Raw genomic sequence first — 18,296 nt, forward strand, 5'->3', positions numbered from 1 at the left:
TAAAGACTATGAGGTTGATAGGCAGGGTGTGTAAGCGTTGTGAGGCGTTGAGCTAACCTGTACTAATTGCCCGTGAGGCTTGACTATATAACGCCAAAGCGTCTTCGAAAGAAGGCTGGGTGTATAGGCAACCAATCGAACAATCGACGAATAATGAAGATATGAATCATAAGCGACTACTATCGCTTCCAATGTTAAAGACAACAGCAGAATTAAGTGTTGGTGTAACGTCAGTAAGTTACTTCAACCAGAGTTTTGCCTGACGACCATAGAGAACTGGAACCACCTGATCCCATCCCGAACTCAGAAGTGAAACGGTTCATCGCCGATGGTAGTGTGGGAGGTCCCATGTGAGAGTAGGTCATCGTCAGGCTTCTAATATGAAACCCCAGCAGTACATACTGCTGGGGTTTTTTATTGCGTGGGGGTTTGTTCCTCGAGTAAAAGTGCGTCGGATCACATCGTCAAATACTCATGCAATTAGGTTTGTTTACCGTATATCTATTAAAAGCTAACCTGAAGTCGAGCGTCTCTCAACAAACGTAAGGTATATCTGAATATCCTTCCCCTAGTAACAATACCAAAGAGACAATCGCACATCGTGTTAATGGCAAAGTCACCACTTTAGCTTAGCAGTCGTTATGAATATACTTGTATATTTTGGTCAACAGTGCCCTTGAAGTCCTTTCACACGGTTAGAACTAATGCCCTTTGAACAATGGCTTTTACTATTGGCAACCTGTGCTCTCGGAGCCATGTCGCCAGGCCCTTCTTTAATTTGTGTCCTTCAAAACGCGATAGCTGGCGGATTTTGTTTAGGTGTTAAAGTTTCGGTAGCCCATGCTAGCGGGGTTGCTCTTTGGGCGTGTGCAACAATTTTGGGAATTGCGAGCATCAGCAAAACGTTCCCTTTTCTGCACAATACACTGATACTGTTGGGGGCGTTGTATCTAATCTATATGGGGTTACGTAGTTTCGCTTCTGGGCTAAGTGGGGTCGAGTTAAGTATTAATGGTGTAGAAAGCCCGAAAGGCAGACAAGCAGTTCGAGACGGTTTTTTCATTGCATTTTTAAATCCAAAACTAGCAGTGTTTTTTGTCGCCTTGTTCTCTCAATTCGTTGACGCAAATAACAGTCCGATTGATTCGCTTGTCATGGTTTCCACTGCCGCGTTTGTAGATGCTCTATGGTATATCTTAGTAACTTTTATAGCATCATTAAGTAACTTCAGAAATCGCTTATTGAGACGAATCCGCTATATAGATTGCTTTGGCGGAATCGTTTTTATTTTCGTTGGGGTTAGTGTGGCAGTAAGTTGGATTAAGTGAATCAAGTATTACGATAAGGTTGAAAGTATGTCGAATTATGAATCTAAAACTAACTATTGGGCCGAAACACATCGTGTCGAAAATGTCCCAAAAAAGCTCGTAGACTATAATTCGTTTTGCTCTGACAAGGCGCTTTTAGAGGCCATTAAGGTTTTTGGCCCGGGTATCGATGCCAAAGCTCTTACAGAGTTTGGTTTGCTAACTGGTAGTGAAAGGCTTATAGATCTTGGTTTTGATGCTAACCACTACAAGCCGGAATTACATACCCATAACCGACGTGGTGAGCGGGTCGACGAAATTAAGTACCACGCTGCTTATCATGAGTTAATGAACATATCTTTAGCTCACGGTATTCATTCGAGTCACTGGGAGGGTTCGAATAGTGGGCATCACATCGAACGCGCTGCAATGAGCTATATGATGACACAGGTCGAGGCAGGGCATGGGTGTCCTATTACGATGACTTCTGCATCAATTCCTTCTTTACGCCGCCAACCAGATCTTTACGAAAAGTGGGCCCCTAAAATTCTAAGTCGAAGTTATGACCCAAGAAATATCCCCCATTCTCAAAAAGATAGCGTTACGATTGGAATGGCGATGACCGAAAAGCAAGGAGGGTCTGATGTTCGGAAAAATACGACACGCGCATACCCCGTTTCTAAGTCTGGAGGAGGAGCGTTGTATGAGCTTGTTGGTCATAAGTATTTCGTGTCCGCGCCAATGTGTGATGCTTTCTTAGTGCTGGCTCAAACCGACCAAGGCGTGTCGTGTTTCCTGGTGCCGCGATGGAGAGAGGATGGTACGAAGAATCCGATTCAGATCCAAAAGTTAAAGAACAAGATGGGAAACGTTTCGAATGCATCGAGTGAGACAGAGCTACGTGGCGCGCAAGGATGGTTGATCGGCAAGGAAGGAAAGGGTGTGGCAACCATAATAGAAATGGTCGCGATGACACGATTTGACTGCATGATCGGATCAAGCGCGGGGATGCGCCAAGCCGTCGTGCAAGCTATTTCGCATTGTAAAGAAAGGGAAGCGTTTGGAAATAACTTACGAGACCAGCCCTTGATGAAGAATGTATTGGCTGATCTCGCAATCGAGAGTGAGGCCGCTATGTTAATGACAATGAGAATGGCGAAGGCACTCGAGAATTCAGATGACAATGAAAAAGAGTCGATGTTGGCACGTCTCGGAACGGCGGTAGGAAAATATTGGATATGTAAACGTACGCCAGCGCATGCGTATGAAGCAATGGAATGTATCGGTGGTATGGGTGTTATGGAAGACACGATAATGCCGCGTTTATTTCGTGAATCACCGATTAATGCCATCTGGGAGGGAAGTGGGAACGTACAATGCTTAGACATGTTACGAGCTATCTCGCGTTCACCGGAAACCCTGGATGCAATCTTCGAAGAACTCGATAAAGCAACTGGTAAAAGTATATATTTTGACGATCACCTAAGGCATTTGAAATTACAACTAGAGGACAAAGAGCATATTGAGTTTCGTTCTCGGACGATCGTTGAGCAGCTAGCGTTAGCATTACAGGGTGCGTGTTTACTACTTTACGGGAATGAAGTCGTAGCAGAAGCATTCTGTATGTCTCGTCTTCAAAATGCACCAAGCGCCTACCTATTTGGTACCCTCCCAACTATGGTCGATTGCGACTACATTATTGATAGAGCGGCGATATGAGCAACGTTTCTGAGTATGAACTTTGGACCTATAGTGTTGTAGGCTTAGTTTGTATTGTCTTATTGAGCTGGGCGATTACAAAACAGCTTCGAGCATTGAAGCAAGAAAATAACGCTAGACGAGAGTTAAGACTAAAAGAAGCTGAACGACGTAAATTTTTGTTAGACAGCGTTTATGTGCTTTGTAAATCGGTACTTGATAAGCAAGTAGAAATCTCTGAGGCCTGTATGCGGGTTAAGCTCTTAATAGATCATTTTGATTCAACACTGCATGAGCGTCATGACTTTAAAGTATTTAACGATGTATACGATCGCTTAGAGCATATGCCGAGATTTGAAGCGAGGAAGCGTTTATCTAGGCGTGAAATGAACGCCCTAGATCAAGAGCGTTATGAAGTCGAAGCCGAATATGAGGACGAAGTTAAAAAAGCGTGTGTCGCTTTGCTAGCCCATTTGTCTTCTTTACACTAAACGGCATGTTATTAGGAATGCAACTAGTAAGGAAATTATATGTTAAAGCGCATTTTAATCATTTCATTGGTGATCTGGTTTACGGCATGCTCATCAGAAGAAGCGACCGTCACTGAACCTCAGTTGCGTCCCGTAAAAACGTTTATTGTGGGAGGTTCTGACGAGGGCGCGATGCGAAGCTTTCCAGGTGTTGTTGATGCAAACCAAAAAGCCGAGCTGAGTTTTAGAGTCAGCGGAAAATTAACCAGCTTAAACGTAAAAGAAGGCGATCTAGTTACGGAGGGCCAGTTACTTGCTAACTTGGATGACTCGGACTTTAATATAGAGCTTCAAGAAGCTCAGGCTAGTTATTCAAAGGCTAAAGCTGATCTCGATAGAGCGAAATTATTAATTCAAAAAGGGCATATATCCAAAGCCGATTTCGATAAGTTAACATCTGCTGAAGTGGGAGCTAAAGCTCATTTAGATTCTATAAAACAGAAGCTCATTTATTCACAGTTAAAAGCCCCTTTTACAGGTCAAGTGGCAAAGCGTTACATTGAAAACTTCCAAGAAGTCGGCGCATCGCAAACTATCTTTCTACTGCAAGATCTTAGCAGTTTAGAGGTGAGTGTTGATATTCCTGCATCGGTTATGGTCAATGCAAAGCGCGATATCTCGACAATAGCCATCAACGCCCAATTTGATGCTATCCCAGATAGAAAATTCCCCCTAAAGGTTAAAGAAGTTTCGACTGTTCCTGACGAGGTGACACAGACATATTCAGTGAAACTAAGAATGGAAAATGTACCGGGTTACAACATCCTACCTGGAATGACTACGACAGTTAAGGCGAGTAATCCTGTTGCGACAGGCCAAACAATTTTTATTCCTAGTAGTACAATCTCAGGGTCAGATGAGCAAGCATATGTTTGGCTGATAGATGAGCAAGCAGACGGAACTGGAATAATTAAGAAACAAAATGTCAGTCTCGGAGACCTAGGTGAAAATGGCTTTGAGGTCTTAAATGGTCTGAATGAGGGTCAAGCTATCGTGGCTGCCGGTGTCAGCAAGGTAACTGATGGAATGTCCGTTCGTTTAAAAAAGGATTAAATAAATGAACATTACTGCAGCTGCCATTGCGAATAATCGTACTACCTTGGTTTTATTTATCATTGTTTTACTGGCGGGTCTCCAAGCGTTCAATAATCTCCCACGTGCGTATGACCCTGGCTTTGTTATTCGGGCTGCTCAAGTGATTACGTATCTTCCAGGTGCTAGCCCCGATCGAATGGAAGATCTTGTAAGTAATCAGATTGAACAAGTTATCCAGGAAATTCCAGAACTCGATTTCGTTACGAGCACTTCTAAAACCGGCGTTTCTATTGTTGTCGCTAATATCAAAGAGAGCTATACCGATATGCGGCCAATATGGGATGACCTGCGTCGTAAAATTGATAGCGTAGCACCAGATTTACCGAGTGGAATTATCGGTCCAATAGTTAATGATGAATTCGGTGATGTATACGGAATCGTTTTAGCGTTGACTGCCGAGGGATATACCTACAGAGAAATGAAGGACGTTGCTGATGATGTACGTGACGATTTGTTGAGTCTCCCTGACGCAGCCAAGATTGATCTGTACGGCGTGCAAGAAGAACAGATATACGTCGAATATGATAATTCAAAGTTGAGTGAGTTAAGTATTTCTCCTAGCCAACTTAGCGCAATGATTAAAAGCCGCAATATTATCATTCCTGGCGGGTCTATCACTGTGGGTGAAGAGCGCATTGAATTAGAACCATCCGGTAATTTTGAATCCGTTGAAGACATTGCAAACACAATACTTCCTATACCGGGTAGTAAAAGTGTTGTGTATTTAAGGGATATCGCGTCGGTAAGATCAGGATACGTTGATCCTAGATCTTCTATTGTGAGTTATAACGGAGAGCCAGCAATTGGTATCGCTATCTCTATGAGAGAGGGTGGTAATAATATCGAGTTAGGTAAACAGGTGCGAGAGCATATTGCTCAGCTACAATCAATCTATCCGATAGGGGTGGATTTTAACGAGGTCAATTTCTCTCCACATGAGGTAGATGAAAAGGTAAAAGGCTTTGTCGTTAACTTACTGCAGGCCATTGCCGTGGTAGCAGGAGTAATGCTTGTTACGCTCGGGATGAGAACAGGTTTGATCGTTTCTCTGCTTATTCCTTCCAGTATGCTAGCAGCATTGTTAGTGATGTATAACATAGATATTGGTTTGGATCAGATTTCACTCGCTGCATTGATTATCGCGCTTGGTATGCTGGTTGATAATGGCATTGTGATGTCAGAGAGTATTTTGGTTCAAATGAAGGAAGGGAAAAAAGCTATTGAAGCTGCGATCGATTCGGCGGCGGAGCTTCGTTTATCGCTCTTAACGTCTTCTTTAACTACCGGCGCGGCCTTTTTACCCATCTATTTGGCTGAATCAGCTGTCGGCGAATTTACCTCCTCATTGTTCAAAGTTGTTACGATTACCTTGCTTTGCTCTTGGGTGATTTCAATGACTGTGATTCCTATGCTGTGCGTATATTTCCTCAAGCCTAGTGGAAAAACGGTTGAGAAAGACTCCTTGGTACAAACGATCTATGTCAAAGTGTTGAGCTTCAGTTTGAAAAATCGTTTCCTCGTTATCATCTCTGTAGTTGTCGCCTTATTTGCAGCAGGCTATATGATGAAGTACGTACCAAAAATTTTCTTCCCGCCATCAGACCGCTTATATTTCAAAATGGAGCTCGAGTATCCACTTGGTACCGATATCAGTGTGACTGAAAAGTTGTCTAGCGAGATTAGTGAAGCGATCAAAGAAAACTTCCAAGTGAATGAAGATCGTCCTGAAGGGATCACCTCTTGGATTTCATACATTGGGGCTGGCGGGCCGCGTTTTGTTCTGCCTCATACGCCAGAGCCTGCTAGCCCCAACTACACATTGTTTGTCGTGAATGTAAATACTTTGGCGGCTGTCGATCAAAGTATTAAGGGCTTAAATGCGTATTTATTTGAAAATTTCCCAGATGTGCAAGCAACCTTAAAGCGAATTGAAAACGGTACACCGGTGAAAAATCCCGTTGAATATCGCCTATACGCAAAAGATATCGAGACTTTATTTGAACGAGTCGATGCCCTGAAAGCCAAGATGTCTGAGCTGTCTGAACTTACAAATATTAATGATGATTGGGGTATTCAGACGAAGAAGTTTGAAGTGATTATTGATCAGACTAAAGCGCGTCGCGCAGGTATAACCAACGAAGATATCGCGGTTTCATTGCAGACGGGTTTGAGCGGCTTAGAGCTGACAGAGTATCGACGTGGCGAAGATATTATTCCCGTATTACTTCGAACCAAAGAGTCAGAACAAGATGATATTTCGAAGTTAGAGGGGATCTCTGTGTATGTGCAGTCTACAGGTGATTCCTTGCCTCTGAAGCAAGTCGCCGATCTGAAGCTAATATGGGAGCCCGCTAAAATTTTGCGTCGAGATCGAATCAAAACGGTCACTGTCGGAGCGCAACTCATTGATGGTGTCACAGCTACTGAAGCATTTGAGAAATTGACTCCATGGCTTGAAGAGCAATCACAGAATTGGGAATTAAGTGCGAGTTATGAGCTTGGTGGCGAGTTTGAGAGCTCGGATAAGGCAAATGAGTCTATTGCTGCAAAGCTACCGATAGCTGGCTTTTTAATTCTGATTTTGTTGGTCGCGCAATTTAATTCTCTTCGCAAGCCTGCGATTGTTTTAATGACGATACCTCTAGGGTTTATTGGTGTCGCGATTGGTCTCGTTGTCGCTCATTCATTCTTTGGGTTCATGACGCTACTTGGTGTGATTTCACTGGCTGGTATCGTTATAAATAATGCGATTGTATTACTCGAACGTATTGAATTAGAGATCAATGACAACGGCTTAGCGCCTTATGACGCGATTGTTATGGCAGGAAAACGACGCTTGCGGCCTATTCTTTTAACAACCGCAACCACAGTGTTAGGCATGTTGCCTTTATATTTTGGTGGTGGATTGATGTGGGAGCCGATGGCCGTTGCAATTATTGCAGGACTGCTATTTTCTACTATCCTGACCCTGATTTTAGTTCCAGTGTTATACGAAACCTTGTATAGAGTTAAATCAAGTTAGCGGGGGATAAATTCGCAATTTGTGAAGTTGCGTGATAACGTCTCTCTTTCAGTTATTTTAAAACCACGGATTTAGATGGCTGAAAAAACTATAATCACACATTCAAATGGAGGTGCTTATGATACCTGCCAACGACACGCGCGATGACATCATTACGGTGGAAGAGACGCTAGAGTTAGAGCAAAGTGGTTATTTTTACTTAGAAAATAGGCAGTTTATTGGACCTTTTAGTAGCCCCACAAAGGCGAAAGAAGCGGCATTAGGACACTGCCAAGGTACTGCTCCAGGAGAGTGCCGCGCTGTATATCAAGGCACTGTGCGTTTTAATCCGATTACTGAGCTCAATGAAGCTCTGCCGGATATGCATCAGCTAGATCAAACATCCTTGGAGACTATAAACTAGCGAATACAAGCTAAGTTCCACAAGAAAGCGGCTCATAAGGCCGCTTTTTTTGTTTTATGCCTAGACTAATTAAGTAAGTTCTTACGAATCTCACTCACCAGTTCATTGGTCTCTTCTAATATTTCACTATGCACAACGAAGGTCTTTTTCTGTTCCTCTTCAGTTAAAGTATCTTGGCTATGTATCTGAGCGTCAACGATCTCAAAGCTTGCATCAGACGCGTCATGATCCTCATCTTCACGTTGATGAATCCAACTCTCTATTAAGCTCATACTGGCTTGGCAGTCAGCAATGACCATCGGCACGCCGTTTTCATCGGCGACGTCTTGAATAAAATTGCGTTGCCACAGTTGTAGGTTTGTTGCATCAACGATGACGCTCAAGCCTGCATTTAAGATATGCCGCGATAGAGAAGCGAGTTTCTCATAGGTAAGATCTGTGGCCGCTTTGCTATACAGTTCTTTTGCTTTGTCAGTGTCAGGATGCTTATGAGGATCAAATTTAAATAGTCGCTTTCGTTCTACATCGGAGCGGATGCGAATAGCGCCTAACTTATCTACAAGACGCAGCGCAACGGTGCTTTTTCCCGTTCCTGATACACCATGCATGGTCAATATAAAACGATTTGGAAGTGCCGAGCAGCTTTCGGCTAAGTCGATATATGACTGATATTTACGCCATAGTTCGTCTAGTTTTTGCGGATTGTTTTTAAAGTCTTCCATCTCAAATAAAGAAATCTTCGCACGGACTATCGCGCGATAGGCTTTATAAAATGGTAAGAGTTTTAGGCCTGCGTAGTCTCCAGTTTCTTCTAAATAATGATTTAAAAAACGATTGGCATAGTGGTGTAGGCCCCGCTCCTCTAGGTCCATGACAAGGAAGGCAGTATCGCTCATAACGTCGACCCAACGAAAGCTGTCATTAAATTCGATACAGTCAAAGAGGGTGACCTTGTCGTGAAATAGCGTGATGTTCTTGAGGTGAAGATCACCATGGCATTCTCTTACAAAACCCTGTTCTTTGCGTTGTTGCATGATATCTGAGTGGATTGCAAATGCACTCATCGTCCATTTTTCGAGGTGTGCGAGCTGTTCTAAATGCTCTGTCTCTGACAGGCGCTCTCGTATTTGTTCAAAGTTTTGTTCTGCTGGCAGAATCAAATGCTCTGGTAATCCATAAGGCGTGTTAGCGGGCGCTGATAATGCTTCACGATGAAATTCCGCAACTCTATCTGCTAGCTCATCAATATGTGTAAACGTTAAACGATTAGTTTCATCCAACTCATTAAAGAGTTCTTCTGTTTTGAACTGATGCATCTTGATGCAGTATTCAATGGCGTCTTCATCTTCAACGCCGAGAAGAGGGTTGACTGAGCTCCCTCCAATTGCGAGTACCTCAACATACAATTCTGGAGCGGAACGTGAGTTTAATTTTAATTCTGCTTCACAATACTGTTTACGTGCTTTTAATGCCGTAAAATCTAGGAACCCAAAATTTACGGGCTTTTTAATCTTGTAGGCATAATCGCCGGTAAGAATAATCCACGAAATATGTGTTTCGATAAGCTCAAATTGACTGCACGCGTGTGGGTACGGCTTTGCTTCTAATAATGACTGAATCAGCGCTGAATTCATGTTTCCTCCGCAGTTTGGCAGGCACAATAACAGCAGAGCAAATTCCTGCAAAGTAAATCATGGCTAAATCCAAGCAAACTAAAAAAGCAAAAGCTGAACCGTCAAAATCTAAATCGCAAGCGACAAAGTCTCGCTCGTGGTTGTGGAAAGTTCTCGCGGTGTTATTCGTGTTTGTATTTGCTTGGCTTATCTATCTTGATGCACAAGTGCGTTATAAATTTGAGGGCAAGCGTTGGGCTTTACCCGCGCAAGTATTAGCACGTCCGTTAGAGTTGTTTGAGGGGCAAGTGCTAAATATTGACAATCTTGAGCAAGAGTTAGCCTTACTCAATTACGCTAAAAAAGCTCAACTCTCTGCCCCTGGTACTTATAAACGCTCGGCCAATCAAGTGCAGATTTTTCGTCGCGCTCATCGGACGATAGACGGTTCTCAACAAGCCTTGCGTTTGTCATTACGAATAGAGGGTGATGTCATCACTAGTCTTTCAACTGATGATGCAAAAGGCCAAGGTATTTATACCATTGAGCCCTATAAGATCGGGGGTATTTATCCAAAAACGCGTGAAGAAAGAGAGCTTATTGCCTACGAAAACATCCCGCCAGGGCTTGTGTCTGCCTTGTTGTCGACGGAAGACAGAGACTTCTTTACGCATTTTGGTATAGCGCCTTTGGCGATAGCCCGAGCGATGTACTCAAATGTGATGGCTGGTCGAGTTGTGCAGGGCGGTAGCACCCTCACGCAACAACTAGTGAAGAATTTTTACCTCACTCGTGAGCGAAGTATTGTCCGCAAAATCAATGAAGCCTTTATGGCATTGATGTTGGAGTGGCATTACAGCAAAGAGGATATCTTAGAGACATACGTCAACGATATTTACTTGGGTCAGTCGGGCAATACGGCTGTGCATGGTTTTGCGATGGCAAGCCGATTTTACTTCGCTCGCAATCTTGAGAACCTTGAATTAGAACAGCATGCTTTGTTAGTCGGCTTACTGAAGGGGCCATCATTCTATGATCCTCGACGCCATCCTAAGCGCGCAACGAAGCGTCGAAATCTAGTGTTGAGTTTGATGCACGAACAAAACTGGATTTCTAGAGACGCGATGCTGAAGGCTCAATCAAAGGAACTCGGTGTGACCAAAAAGCCGAGCTTCAAGAGTAATCGTTATCCTGCGTTTATCGATTTGGTAAAGCGTCAGTTGCGAGAAGATTATGATACAGAAGATCTGAGCAGTGACGGCTTGCGGATTTATACGACCTTAGATCCTCAGCTACAACAAAATTTAGAAAGTGCGATCGCAAGAGAAATTAAAACACTCGATAAGCGAAAGCGAGGCACGGGAAAACTCGAAACGGGAGCCGTGATAACTGCTGTTGGTACGGGTGAAGTGCTAGCAATTATGGGTGGAAGAGATCCTCGATACCAAGGGTTTAATCGTGCTTTAGATGCAGATAGAGCCGTCGGCTCATTGATTAAACCAGCGATCTATTTGGCGGCACTTGAACAGCCAGAACAGTTTCAATTAGCGACTAAGATTACCGATGAACCATTCGTTCTTGAGTTTGAGAACGGTGATACGTGGACGCCAAGCAATTTTAATTCTGAGACGCATGGTGAGGTCGCGCTGGTTGAGGCATTGGCAAATTCTTACAACTTAGCGGCGGCCAGACTTGGCTTGCAGCTTGGTATGGATAGGGTGCGAGAAAGTTTGAGGCGACTAGGCGTGAACGAGGCGCTTAACCCTTACCCGTCATTGCTGCTGGGTGCTCAAGCGATGACGCCTTTCGATGTCGCAAAGTTTTATCAGACGATCGCGAGTAATGGTTTTAATATGCCCTTGCGAGCAATTCGTGAGGTGACAGATCACCAAGGTAATTTGTTGTCGCGATATCACTTTAATGTTGAGCAAGTGATTTCGCCTGAAGCGAGTTATCTGTTGCAGAGTGGCATGCAAGAGGTCATGCGTGCTGGCACTGGACGATCAGCTTATCGAACTTTGCCCACACAATTGCTGACAGCTGGAAAAACTGGAACAACAAATGATTTTCGAGATAGCTGGTTTGCCGGTTTTTCAGGGGATTACTTAGGCGTGTTTTGGCTTGGCAATGATCAAAATGAATCGATCGGTTTAACCGGAAGTTCGGGAGCTTTGCGATTATGGACACGCTTTATGTCATCGGTTCCACAATATCCTTTGGCAACTCCTAAACCTTCGGATATTGATGTGCTGTGGTTTGATCAAGATAGTTGGAACCAAACGCATGCTGAATGTGATAATGCGCAACCTCTTCCCATCTGGGGAGATGCGCAAAAATTTGAGTGGCAAGCATGTCAGAAGCGAACGGGGGGAATAAAATCTTGGTTAAGATCATGGCTACAGTAAAAGCAGCATTCGTCTTTCTTGCTTGTTTGTTTATTTGGGCGTGTTCTTCTGCACCAACGCACACACTCGTTGCGAAGCAAGAGTCTGCCCATTCTCCAGCAAAAGATCAGCGTTACACGACTAAGCAACCCAACATACCTAGTGCCGTTTATCCATTGATTGATCAAGCGCAACAAGCGCGTGAGCAAGATCAGATGGGCGGGGCGTTGTCGCTGTTAGAACGAGCACAACGCTTAGCGCCAAATTTTAGTGTGGTTTATTTAGAGTTAGGACATACCTACCTCGCGTTGAACAATCATCAACGCGCAAAACATATGTATTTACGTGCATTATCTTTAGCCGCTAATAGTTCTGAGCGGCGCAATGCACAACTGGCATTACAGGAGCAGTAGTACTATGGCATTAAGTGCCACGATTTATCGTTTCGGAATTGATTTAAGTGATATGAACCGACATATCTATGAGCGTGTTTCTTTGCATGTTGCATTGCATCCTTCTGAAACGATCGAAAGAATGTGCGCACGATTAGTGGCTTTTGCGCTGAGTTATGAAGAGCATTTGGAATTCACAAAAGGCCTGAGTACAGATGACGAACCTGATATCTGGAAGGTCAATTACAGCAGTGAAATTGAACACTGGATAGAAATTGGCAAGCCCGATGCTAAGCGACTAAAGAAGGCATTGGGTCGAAGTAAAAAGGTCTCTGTGTTTAGCTATGGTGGCCAAGATGTTGAACAATGGATCGAATCCATTATGAAGGATGCATCTGTGAATCAAAAAATTTCTGCATTCCGATTTGATAAAGAACCCGTTGAACAATTCGCTAGTCTAGTTGAGCGCACTATGGAGTTAGGTATCATGATTCAGGATGATTTAATCCATGTGTCATTTGATGGGAATATGATTGAATTTAAGCTCGAAACATTGATGGGCCATTTATGAGTTTAAGTTCGGTATTTCTTACTGCCTTGATTGGGTTTGGGGTCTGGTATTGGATTAAAAGTCGCGATCTAAAAGAGTTTGCATATCGTCGGGTTGCTCGCGAATGCAAACGTCTGGATTTGCAGCTGCTCGACCAAACTGTCGCGTTGAAAAGTGTCAGGCTTGCACGAAATCATCGCGGCGCTATGAGTCTGCGTCGCGTTTATGGCTTTGATTTTAGCTCGACTGGGGAAGACCGCTATGAAGGTGAGATTATCTTTCTTGGTTCATTAGTTGAAGAAGTGAAGTTTGCTCCGCACAGAATTCATTAGCGGCTCTCTTGCAGCAAATGTGTTGATTTAAGGTTGCCAAGCTCCATCACGAAGGTTTGTTTGTTTTCTGCAGGGATTGCGATGGTCAGTTCGACCGATTGCCCGTATTCGCTAGATTCGATAGAGCCCTCATAACGCGACAGGATATGTCGTATTTTTTGTTCCTCATCAAATCCACATTGTAGTGTGAGGCTTTCAAGTTTAATCATTTCTTCTGTTTCAATCAAATCGTAGATGCTTTGCGCTGCGCTCGAATACGCGCGTACTAATCCTCCCGCTCCTAGTTTTATTCCGCCGAAGTAACGAACAACGATCACAATAATATCGCCGACGTCTTTGTGTTGTAGAACATTTAAAATGGATTTTCCGGCTGTGCCGCTTGGCTCGCCGTCGTCAGACATGGCAACAGACTTGGGTTGCTCAGCAGAGCCTAATAAATAGGCCCAGCAGTGGTGCCGAGCATCTGGATATTTGAGCTTTATCTGCTCGAGCTTTTCCATGGCTGCTTCGCGAGAGCTTGACTCATAGGCATAAGCAATAAATCGGCTCTTCTTAACGATTAATTCGTTACTACATGGAGATTTTGGCTTTTTATAGCCCGACATAAAACTTCTCGGCTTGGTTATTGTTAGCATTCATCCCATAAAGTATAAAACGTCAGCGCTTTGTCGCATAATAATGGTCGCACTCATTGGTGCGGGGCAGAAAATCCGTTATATAAAAATACTCATGAAGGATGTACACATGAAACCTCTAAGTCTTGCTGACCAACTTTTCTTATGGATGGAGAAACGTCAACAACCGATGCACGTCGGAGGGCTACATTTACTAAGCTTTCCCGAGGATGCAGGTCCGAAATATGTCTCTGAAATTGCAGAGTACATGAACTCATTTCAAAAGCCGATTGCGCCATTTAATCAACGTTTAGTAAAACGATTTGGTCGCTATTATTGGAATGAAGATAAACAGTTTGATATCGAACATCACTTTCGTCATAGCGCTTTGCCAAAGCCTGGTCGTATTCGTGAACTTCTGTCCCTAGTATCAGTGAAACATAGTGCCCTAATGGATCGTGAACGCCCTATGTGGGAAGTTCATTTGATTGAAGGCTTACGCGGTAAACGATTTGCTCTGTATTACAAAGCCCATCACTGCATGCTCGATGGTGTTGCGGCAATGCGCATGGGCATGCGTTTGATGTCTGAAGATCCAAGCGTGCGTGATCAGCCGCCACTCTGGGCGATGCCGCGAAAGCAGCGTTCGCATGCTCAGGTAGAAGGCTCAGATGTCATTCAGAGTTTGACGGATCTAGTGGGCGAAGCTGGCAAGCAGATTTCAACGATTCCAACTCTCGTTAAAGAAGTTACGCATGCCGTAAAACAAGCCAGTACGAATCCTGATTATACATCTGCGTTTCAGGCCCCTCCGAGCATATTGAATCAGTGTATTACAGGCTCTCGTCGATTTGCGGCGCAATCGTACCCCTTAGAGCGCTTCAAGAATATCGCGAAAAAAACGGGCTGTACTCTAAATGATGTGGTGATGGCTGTGTGTGGTAGTGCATTGCGTAATTACTTAATCAGTTTGAATGTTTTGCCTGATAAACCTCTGGTTGCGATGGTGCCTATGTCAATGCGTCGAGACGATAGTGATTCAGGCAATCAAATTGCTATGATTTTGGCGACACTCGGTACACATTTGGCGGACCCGACGGAACGACTTGAAAGTATTCGTCGCGCAGTTAAAGAGTCAAAAGACCGCTACGCAAGCATGACGCTTGAAGAAGCGATCAATTACACCGCGTTGACCCTAGCACCTGCTGGGTTAAATATGGTCACAGGCTTATCGAGTCGTTTGCAGGCGTTTAATGTTGTGATCTCGAATGTACCTGGCCCTAAAAAGCATTTGTATTGGAATGGTGCCCGTGTAGAAGGGATGTACCCAGTGTCGATTCCGCTTGATCGAATTGCACTGAATATTACCTTGGTTAGTTATGTCGATAGCTTGGAGTTTGGATTTACGGCGTGCCGTCGAACATTGCCGTCTATGCAGCGCTTACTCGATTATGTTGAACAAGGGATTACAGAGTTAGAAACGGTTGCGGGCCGATAAATTAAGGCTGTAGTCGGTAAAATTTAATAAATGGTTGGAGCGCGATAACTCGTGCTTCCGAGTAATATCAGAATACTTGAATTTTAAGGTCTGAAAATGAGTAATGATTCCAACAAGAAGCCAGAAACATTTGAGCAAAAAGTAAGTTATGGTTTTGGCTGGCAGTTTGGTCGCCAGCTCCACAAGAACAAGTTTGAAGGCATGGATATTGAGGCGTGCGTACTAGCCTTGCGTCAGTGTTTTGCTGGTGAGCAGTCTTTGCTAGATGATGCGGAGTTAAACGAAGCATACGATGCGGTAAAAGAAAAACGCAAAGAAGTCGAAGCGGCGCGAACTCAAGGCTATAAAGAATTATGCGAAAAATTCTTGGCTGAGAATGCGAAGCGTGACGGTGTGACCGTGACCGAATCTGGTCTTCAGTATGAAATTCTAGAGCAGGCTGATGGCCCTATTGCCAAGCTTGATCAGACGGTGCGAGTGCATTATCACGGCTCATTCATCGATGGGCAGGTATTTGATAGCTCGGTTACGCGTAATGAACCGGCGGAGTTTGGTTTGAAAGACGTTATCTCTGGATGGACTGAAGCTCTTATGCTCATGCCAAAAGGGTCGAAGTGGCGTATCGTTCTGCCAGCAGATCTAGCCTACGGAGAAGCAGGTATGCCGCCAGCGATTCCTGCTAACTCATCGTTAGTGTTTGATCTTCATGTGATTGATATTCTTGGTTGATCACTACGCTAATAACTAGCTTTCAACTCTCTTTCTTCGGGCCCTAAATTGGGCCCGAAACTTTTCATGTCAAAGGTTTAAATTGCTGATCTAACAATTGAACCATCTGCCTCTACTTAACGAATTAGTGAGAGAAAACTAAAAAACCTATCTGCTCTGTCACTGACATAAGCATGCCGAATGCGTATGCTAATGGAAAATAAAAAAGGAGGGATGTCATGGCAATTCTTGTTCTTGGTTTAACCATTTTTCTTGGTTTTCATTTATTACCAGTACAGCAAACCATTCGTGGTAATTTGGTTTCTAGATTTGGCGAGCTGCCATACAAAGCGCTCTTCAGTGTGGGATCAATTGCAGGGTTCTATTTGATCGTCGTTGGTAAGGCGCAAGCACCATTTATTTCAGTCTGGGTGCCTCCTAGTTTTTTTAAGCACATTACAATGCTTCTGGTTTTGCTAGCGTTTGTGATTCTGCCTGCAGCGTATATCTCTTCAAATATTAAGCGCAAATTGAAAAATCCAATGTTGATCGCGGTGAAGTTGTGGGCCTTAGGGCACTTGCTAGCTAACGGTGATGTTGCTTCGTTAATTTTGTTTGGATCGTTCCTCGCATACGCCGTCATCGACATGATTAGTGTGAAAAAACGAGGTCAAACGATGGCCAATGATCCCCAACCTATATGGAAGGATGCGCTTGTCGTTGTGATTGGTTTGGCTGCATATATGTTAGTGGTGATGAACCATGCAAGCTTGTTTGGTGTGCCGGTCATTCAAGTAGGAGGGTAATGTTTTGGGCGTTATTCTTTTTCTCTTTGCTTTACTGAGCTTCATCTTAGCGCTTAATGTGCTTCGACCAATTTATCATCACCCTAAACTTATGGTGTTTAGCTTTCTTGCAGGATGGCCTGTTGGAGAGTTGGCGCTACATGTTATCGCTGTCCAGGCTGCTATATTGGGTTCGGTTGTGTACTTTGGTGAGCTCTCTGGAACGCTAGATATGTGGAGTGCAGTGCTACTGTTCTTGTCGTGGGGTATGTTGGCGTATCACTATTTCTCAGGCTTTAAATCACTCACCCAATTTCAAAGTTTTGCGCTGAATGAATCGTTTTTGTTATTAGATATAAAGCGCTTGATTAGACCTTTCAATTCGATCAAAGACAAAGGTATCGTCGTCGATAAGAATATCTTGTATCGCGAAGTTGATGGCATGCGTTTAAAACTAGACATCCGCAGAAAAAATAAAGAACTCAAAGGTGCGCCAGTACTGTTACAAATTCATGGTGGCGGTTGGACGCGAGGGTATGGGTCCAAGAACGAACAAGCTTTACCTTTAATGCAAAACCTTGCACAGCAGGGATGGGTATGCGTAGCAATCAATTATCGTTTGAGCCCTAAAGCGACGTTTCCTGATCACATTATTGACTGTGAACATGCTTTAGCTTGGGTTAAAGATAATATTGCTGATTACGGCGGCGATCCTGATTTTATTATAGTGACTGGCGGATCTGCTGGTGGACATTTGAGTAGCTTGTTAAGCCTTTCGACGATTGATCATCGTTTTGATGAAAGCTTGAAGGACAAAGATTTACGCGTTCAAGGCTGTGTGCCGTTTTACGGCATCTATGATTTGCTAGATGAAAAGAAGCTTCAGAAAAGCGTTGGTTTAGAAATTGTGATGCGCAAAAGCATCGTAAAGCAGCGTAAGGAAGAGGCGCCTGACCTTTATCGGATTATGTCTCCTATCAATCATATTTCAAAACATGCGCCGCCTTTTTTGATCATCCATGGAAATAAAGACACGCTCACTTCGTTTGATGAAGCGCGCTACTTTTCAAACAAGCTAAGAAGTGTGTCTGGGCAGCAGGTGAGCTTTGCCGCTATCGATGGCGCGCAACATGCATTTGATATTTTTCCATCCTTGCGCTGCGATATTGTCGTTGCGGGGATATCGGCAGAACTAAAGCAATGGCACGAGAGTTACCAAAAAACACTTTAGCGATAGCGGTTTAACTGACGGAGTTGGACAAATCTTTCAACTCAAGAATATAATCAGCTAGCGGTAACTCAATATAAAAATATCTGAACCACTCCACTCGGGCAGACTTCCGAAGGTTAGCGTGATGACTAATA

Annotated in this window: 16 protein-coding genes and 2 rRNA genes; 16 read left to right on the forward strand and 2 right to left on the reverse strand. The window is 43.8% G+C overall.

The window, feature by feature from the left end; translation table 11 throughout:
* From A3762_RS03355 to A3762_RS03390, 8 genes are all read left to right on the forward strand, one after another.
* Nucleotides 1–87: ribosomal RNA gene (locus tag A3762_RS03355) — 23S ribosomal RNA — on the forward strand; the annotation flags it as partial.
* A 171-nt stretch (nt 88–258) separates the two neighbouring features.
* A 5S ribosomal RNA gene (gene rrf, locus A3762_RS03360) occupies nt 259–373 on the forward strand.
* 382 nt (nt 374–755) lie between these two features.
* Nucleotides 756–1,328: a LysE family translocator gene (locus A3762_RS03365; protein WP_197468995.1), complete on the forward strand. Its 573-nt coding sequence runs from the start codon at nt 756–758 to the stop codon at nt 1,326–1,328.
* Nucleotides 1,329–1,355: 27 nt separating this feature from the next.
* Nucleotides 1,356–3,026: an acyl-CoA dehydrogenase family protein gene (locus tag A3762_RS03370; RefSeq protein ID WP_068754072.1), complete on the forward strand. Its 1,671-nt coding sequence runs from the start codon at nt 1,356–1,358 to the stop codon at nt 3,024–3,026.
* Nucleotides 3,023–3,496, forward strand: a complete 474-nt coding sequence (locus A3762_RS03375) for a DUF2489 domain-containing protein (protein WP_068754074.1) — start codon at nt 3,023–3,025, stop codon at nt 3,494–3,496. The genes A3762_RS03370 and A3762_RS03375 overlap by 4 nt, the downstream gene beginning before the upstream one ends.
* Before the next feature lie 39 nt (nt 3,497–3,535).
* Nucleotides 3,536–4,588: an efflux RND transporter periplasmic adaptor subunit gene (locus tag A3762_RS03380; RefSeq protein ID WP_068754075.1), complete on the forward strand. Its 1,053-nt coding sequence runs from the start codon at nt 3,536–3,538 to the stop codon at nt 4,586–4,588.
* 4 nt (nt 4,589–4,592) lie between these two features.
* The gene (locus A3762_RS03385; RefSeq protein ID WP_068754078.1) at nt 4,593–7,652 is read left to right on the forward strand and encodes an efflux RND transporter permease subunit; all 3,060 of its coding nucleotides are present in this window, start codon (nt 4,593–4,595) and stop codon (nt 7,650–7,652) included.
* A 118-nt stretch (nt 7,653–7,770) separates the two neighbouring features.
* Nucleotides 7,771–8,055, forward strand: a complete 285-nt coding sequence (locus A3762_RS03390) for a hypothetical protein (RefSeq protein ID WP_156493185.1) — start codon at nt 7,771–7,773, stop codon at nt 8,053–8,055.
* Between the two features lie 65 nt (nt 8,056–8,120).
* Here the strand turns inward: A3762_RS03390 and A3762_RS03395 are convergent, their stop codons facing one another.
* Complete coding sequence (locus tag A3762_RS03395; protein ID WP_068482604.1) at nt 8,121–9,689, reverse strand: bifunctional aminoglycoside phosphotransferase/ATP-binding protein; 1,569 nt, start codon at nt 9,687–9,689, stop codon at nt 8,121–8,123.
* A gap of 59 nt (nt 9,690–9,748) precedes the next feature.
* Here A3762_RS03395 and mrcB point away from each other — a divergent pair, with 59 nt between their 5' ends.
* From mrcB to A3762_RS03415, 4 genes are read left to right on the forward strand one after another with little or no spacing between them, the layout of a single operon-like run.
* Complete coding sequence (gene mrcB / locus A3762_RS03400; RefSeq protein WP_082868912.1) at nt 9,749–12,073, forward strand: penicillin-binding protein 1B; 2,325 nt, start codon at nt 9,749–9,751, stop codon at nt 12,071–12,073.
* The gene (locus tag A3762_RS03405) at nt 12,061–12,465 is read left to right on the forward strand and encodes a tetratricopeptide repeat protein (RefSeq protein WP_068754082.1); all 405 of its coding nucleotides are present in this window, start codon (nt 12,061–12,063) and stop codon (nt 12,463–12,465) included. Before mrcB ends, A3762_RS03405 begins: the two co-directional genes overlap by 13 nt.
* A gap of 4 nt (nt 12,466–12,469) precedes the next feature.
* Nucleotides 12,470–13,015 (forward strand): YaeQ family protein, encoded by a 546-nt coding sequence (locus tag A3762_RS03410; protein WP_068754084.1) that lies wholly within the window; start codon nt 12,470–12,472, stop codon nt 13,013–13,015.
* Nucleotides 13,012–13,326, forward strand: a complete 315-nt coding sequence (locus A3762_RS03415) for a DUF3301 domain-containing protein (RefSeq protein WP_068754086.1) — start codon at nt 13,012–13,014, stop codon at nt 13,324–13,326. Before A3762_RS03410 ends, A3762_RS03415 begins: the two co-directional genes overlap by 4 nt.
* Here the strand turns inward: A3762_RS03415 and A3762_RS03420 are convergent.
* Nucleotides 13,323–13,931 carry a YigZ family protein gene (locus tag A3762_RS03420; protein ID WP_068754088.1) on the reverse strand — a complete coding sequence of 203 codons (609 nt, stop codon included), beginning with the start codon at nt 13,929–13,931 and terminating at the stop codon, nt 13,323–13,325. The two genes, A3762_RS03415 and A3762_RS03420, sit on opposite strands and share 4 nt — an antisense overlap.
* Nucleotides 13,932–14,070: 139 nt before the next feature.
* Here A3762_RS03420 and A3762_RS03425 point away from each other — a divergent pair, with 139 nt between their 5' ends.
* The 4 genes from A3762_RS03425 (at nt 14,071) to A3762_RS03440 (ending at nt 18,162) form a co-directional block, all read left to right on the forward strand.
* Nucleotides 14,071–15,438, forward strand: a complete 1,368-nt coding sequence (locus A3762_RS03425; protein WP_068754097.1) for a wax ester/triacylglycerol synthase family O-acyltransferase — start codon at nt 14,071–14,073, stop codon at nt 15,436–15,438.
* Between the two features lie 96 nt (nt 15,439–15,534).
* A complete protein-coding gene (locus A3762_RS03430; RefSeq protein WP_068473492.1) occupies nt 15,535–16,167 on the forward strand; it encodes an FKBP-type peptidyl-prolyl cis-trans isomerase in 633 nt (210 codons plus the stop codon).
* A 218-nt stretch (nt 16,168–16,385) separates the two neighbouring features.
* Nucleotides 16,386–16,952, forward strand: a complete 567-nt coding sequence (locus A3762_RS03435) for an NnrU family protein (RefSeq protein ID WP_068754091.1) — start codon at nt 16,386–16,388, stop codon at nt 16,950–16,952.
* A 4-nt stretch (nt 16,953–16,956) separates the two neighbouring features.
* On the forward strand, nt 16,957–18,162 hold the full coding sequence (locus tag A3762_RS03440) for an alpha/beta hydrolase (protein ID WP_068754093.1): 1,206 nt from the start codon (nt 16,957–16,959) through the stop codon (nt 18,160–18,162).
* Nucleotides 18,163–18,296: the final 134 nt, after the last annotated feature.

It is taken from the genome of Oleiphilus sp. HI0125 (assembly GCF_001635355.1).

Bases quoted from the DNA above. Each gene is read 5' to 3' on its own strand.
- A3762_RS03390 (WP_156493185.1), top strand. From the start codon at position 7,771: ATGATACCTGCCAACGACACGCGCGATGACATCATTACGGTGGAAGAG.
- A3762_RS03410 (WP_068754084.1), top strand. From the start codon at position 12,470: ATGGCATTAAGTGCCACGATTTATCGTTTCGGAATTGATTTAAGTGAT.
- mrcB (WP_082868912.1), top strand. From the start codon at position 9,749: ATGGCTAAATCCAAGCAAACTAAAAAAGCAAAAGCTGAACCGTCAAAA.
- A3762_RS03365 (WP_197468995.1), top strand. From the start codon at position 756: ATGTCGCCAGGCCCTTCTTTAATTTGTGTCCTTCAAAACGCGATAGCT.
- A3762_RS03430 (WP_068473492.1), top strand. From the start codon at position 15,535: ATGAGTAATGATTCCAACAAGAAGCCAGAAACATTTGAGCAAAAAGTA.
- A3762_RS03405 (WP_068754082.1), top strand. From the start codon at position 12,061: ATGGCTACAGTAAAAGCAGCATTCGTCTTTCTTGCTTGTTTGTTTATT.
- A3762_RS03375 (WP_068754074.1), top strand. From the start codon at position 3,023: ATGAGCAACGTTTCTGAGTATGAACTTTGGACCTATAGTGTTGTAGGC.
- A3762_RS03380 (WP_068754075.1), top strand. From the start codon at position 3,536: ATGTTAAAGCGCATTTTAATCATTTCATTGGTGATCTGGTTTACGGCA.
- A3762_RS03425 (WP_068754097.1), top strand. From the start codon at position 14,071: ATGAAACCTCTAAGTCTTGCTGACCAACTTTTCTTATGGATGGAGAAA.
- A3762_RS03395 (WP_068482604.1), bottom strand. From the start codon at position 9,689: ATGAATTCAGCGCTGATTCAGTCATTATTAGAAGCAAAGCCGTACCCA.
- A3762_RS03415 (WP_068754086.1), top strand. From the start codon at position 13,012: ATGAGTTTAAGTTCGGTATTTCTTACTGCCTTGATTGGGTTTGGGGTC.
- A3762_RS03420 (WP_068754088.1), bottom strand. From the start codon at position 13,931: ATGTCGGGCTATAAAAAGCCAAAATCTCCATGTAGTAACGAATTAATC.
- A3762_RS03385 (WP_068754078.1), top strand. From the start codon at position 4,593: ATGAACATTACTGCAGCTGCCATTGCGAATAATCGTACTACCTTGGTT.
- A3762_RS03370 (WP_068754072.1), top strand. From the start codon at position 1,356: ATGTCGAATTATGAATCTAAAACTAACTATTGGGCCGAAACACATCGT.
- A3762_RS03435 (WP_068754091.1), top strand. From the start codon at position 16,386: ATGGCAATTCTTGTTCTTGGTTTAACCATTTTTCTTGGTTTTCATTTA.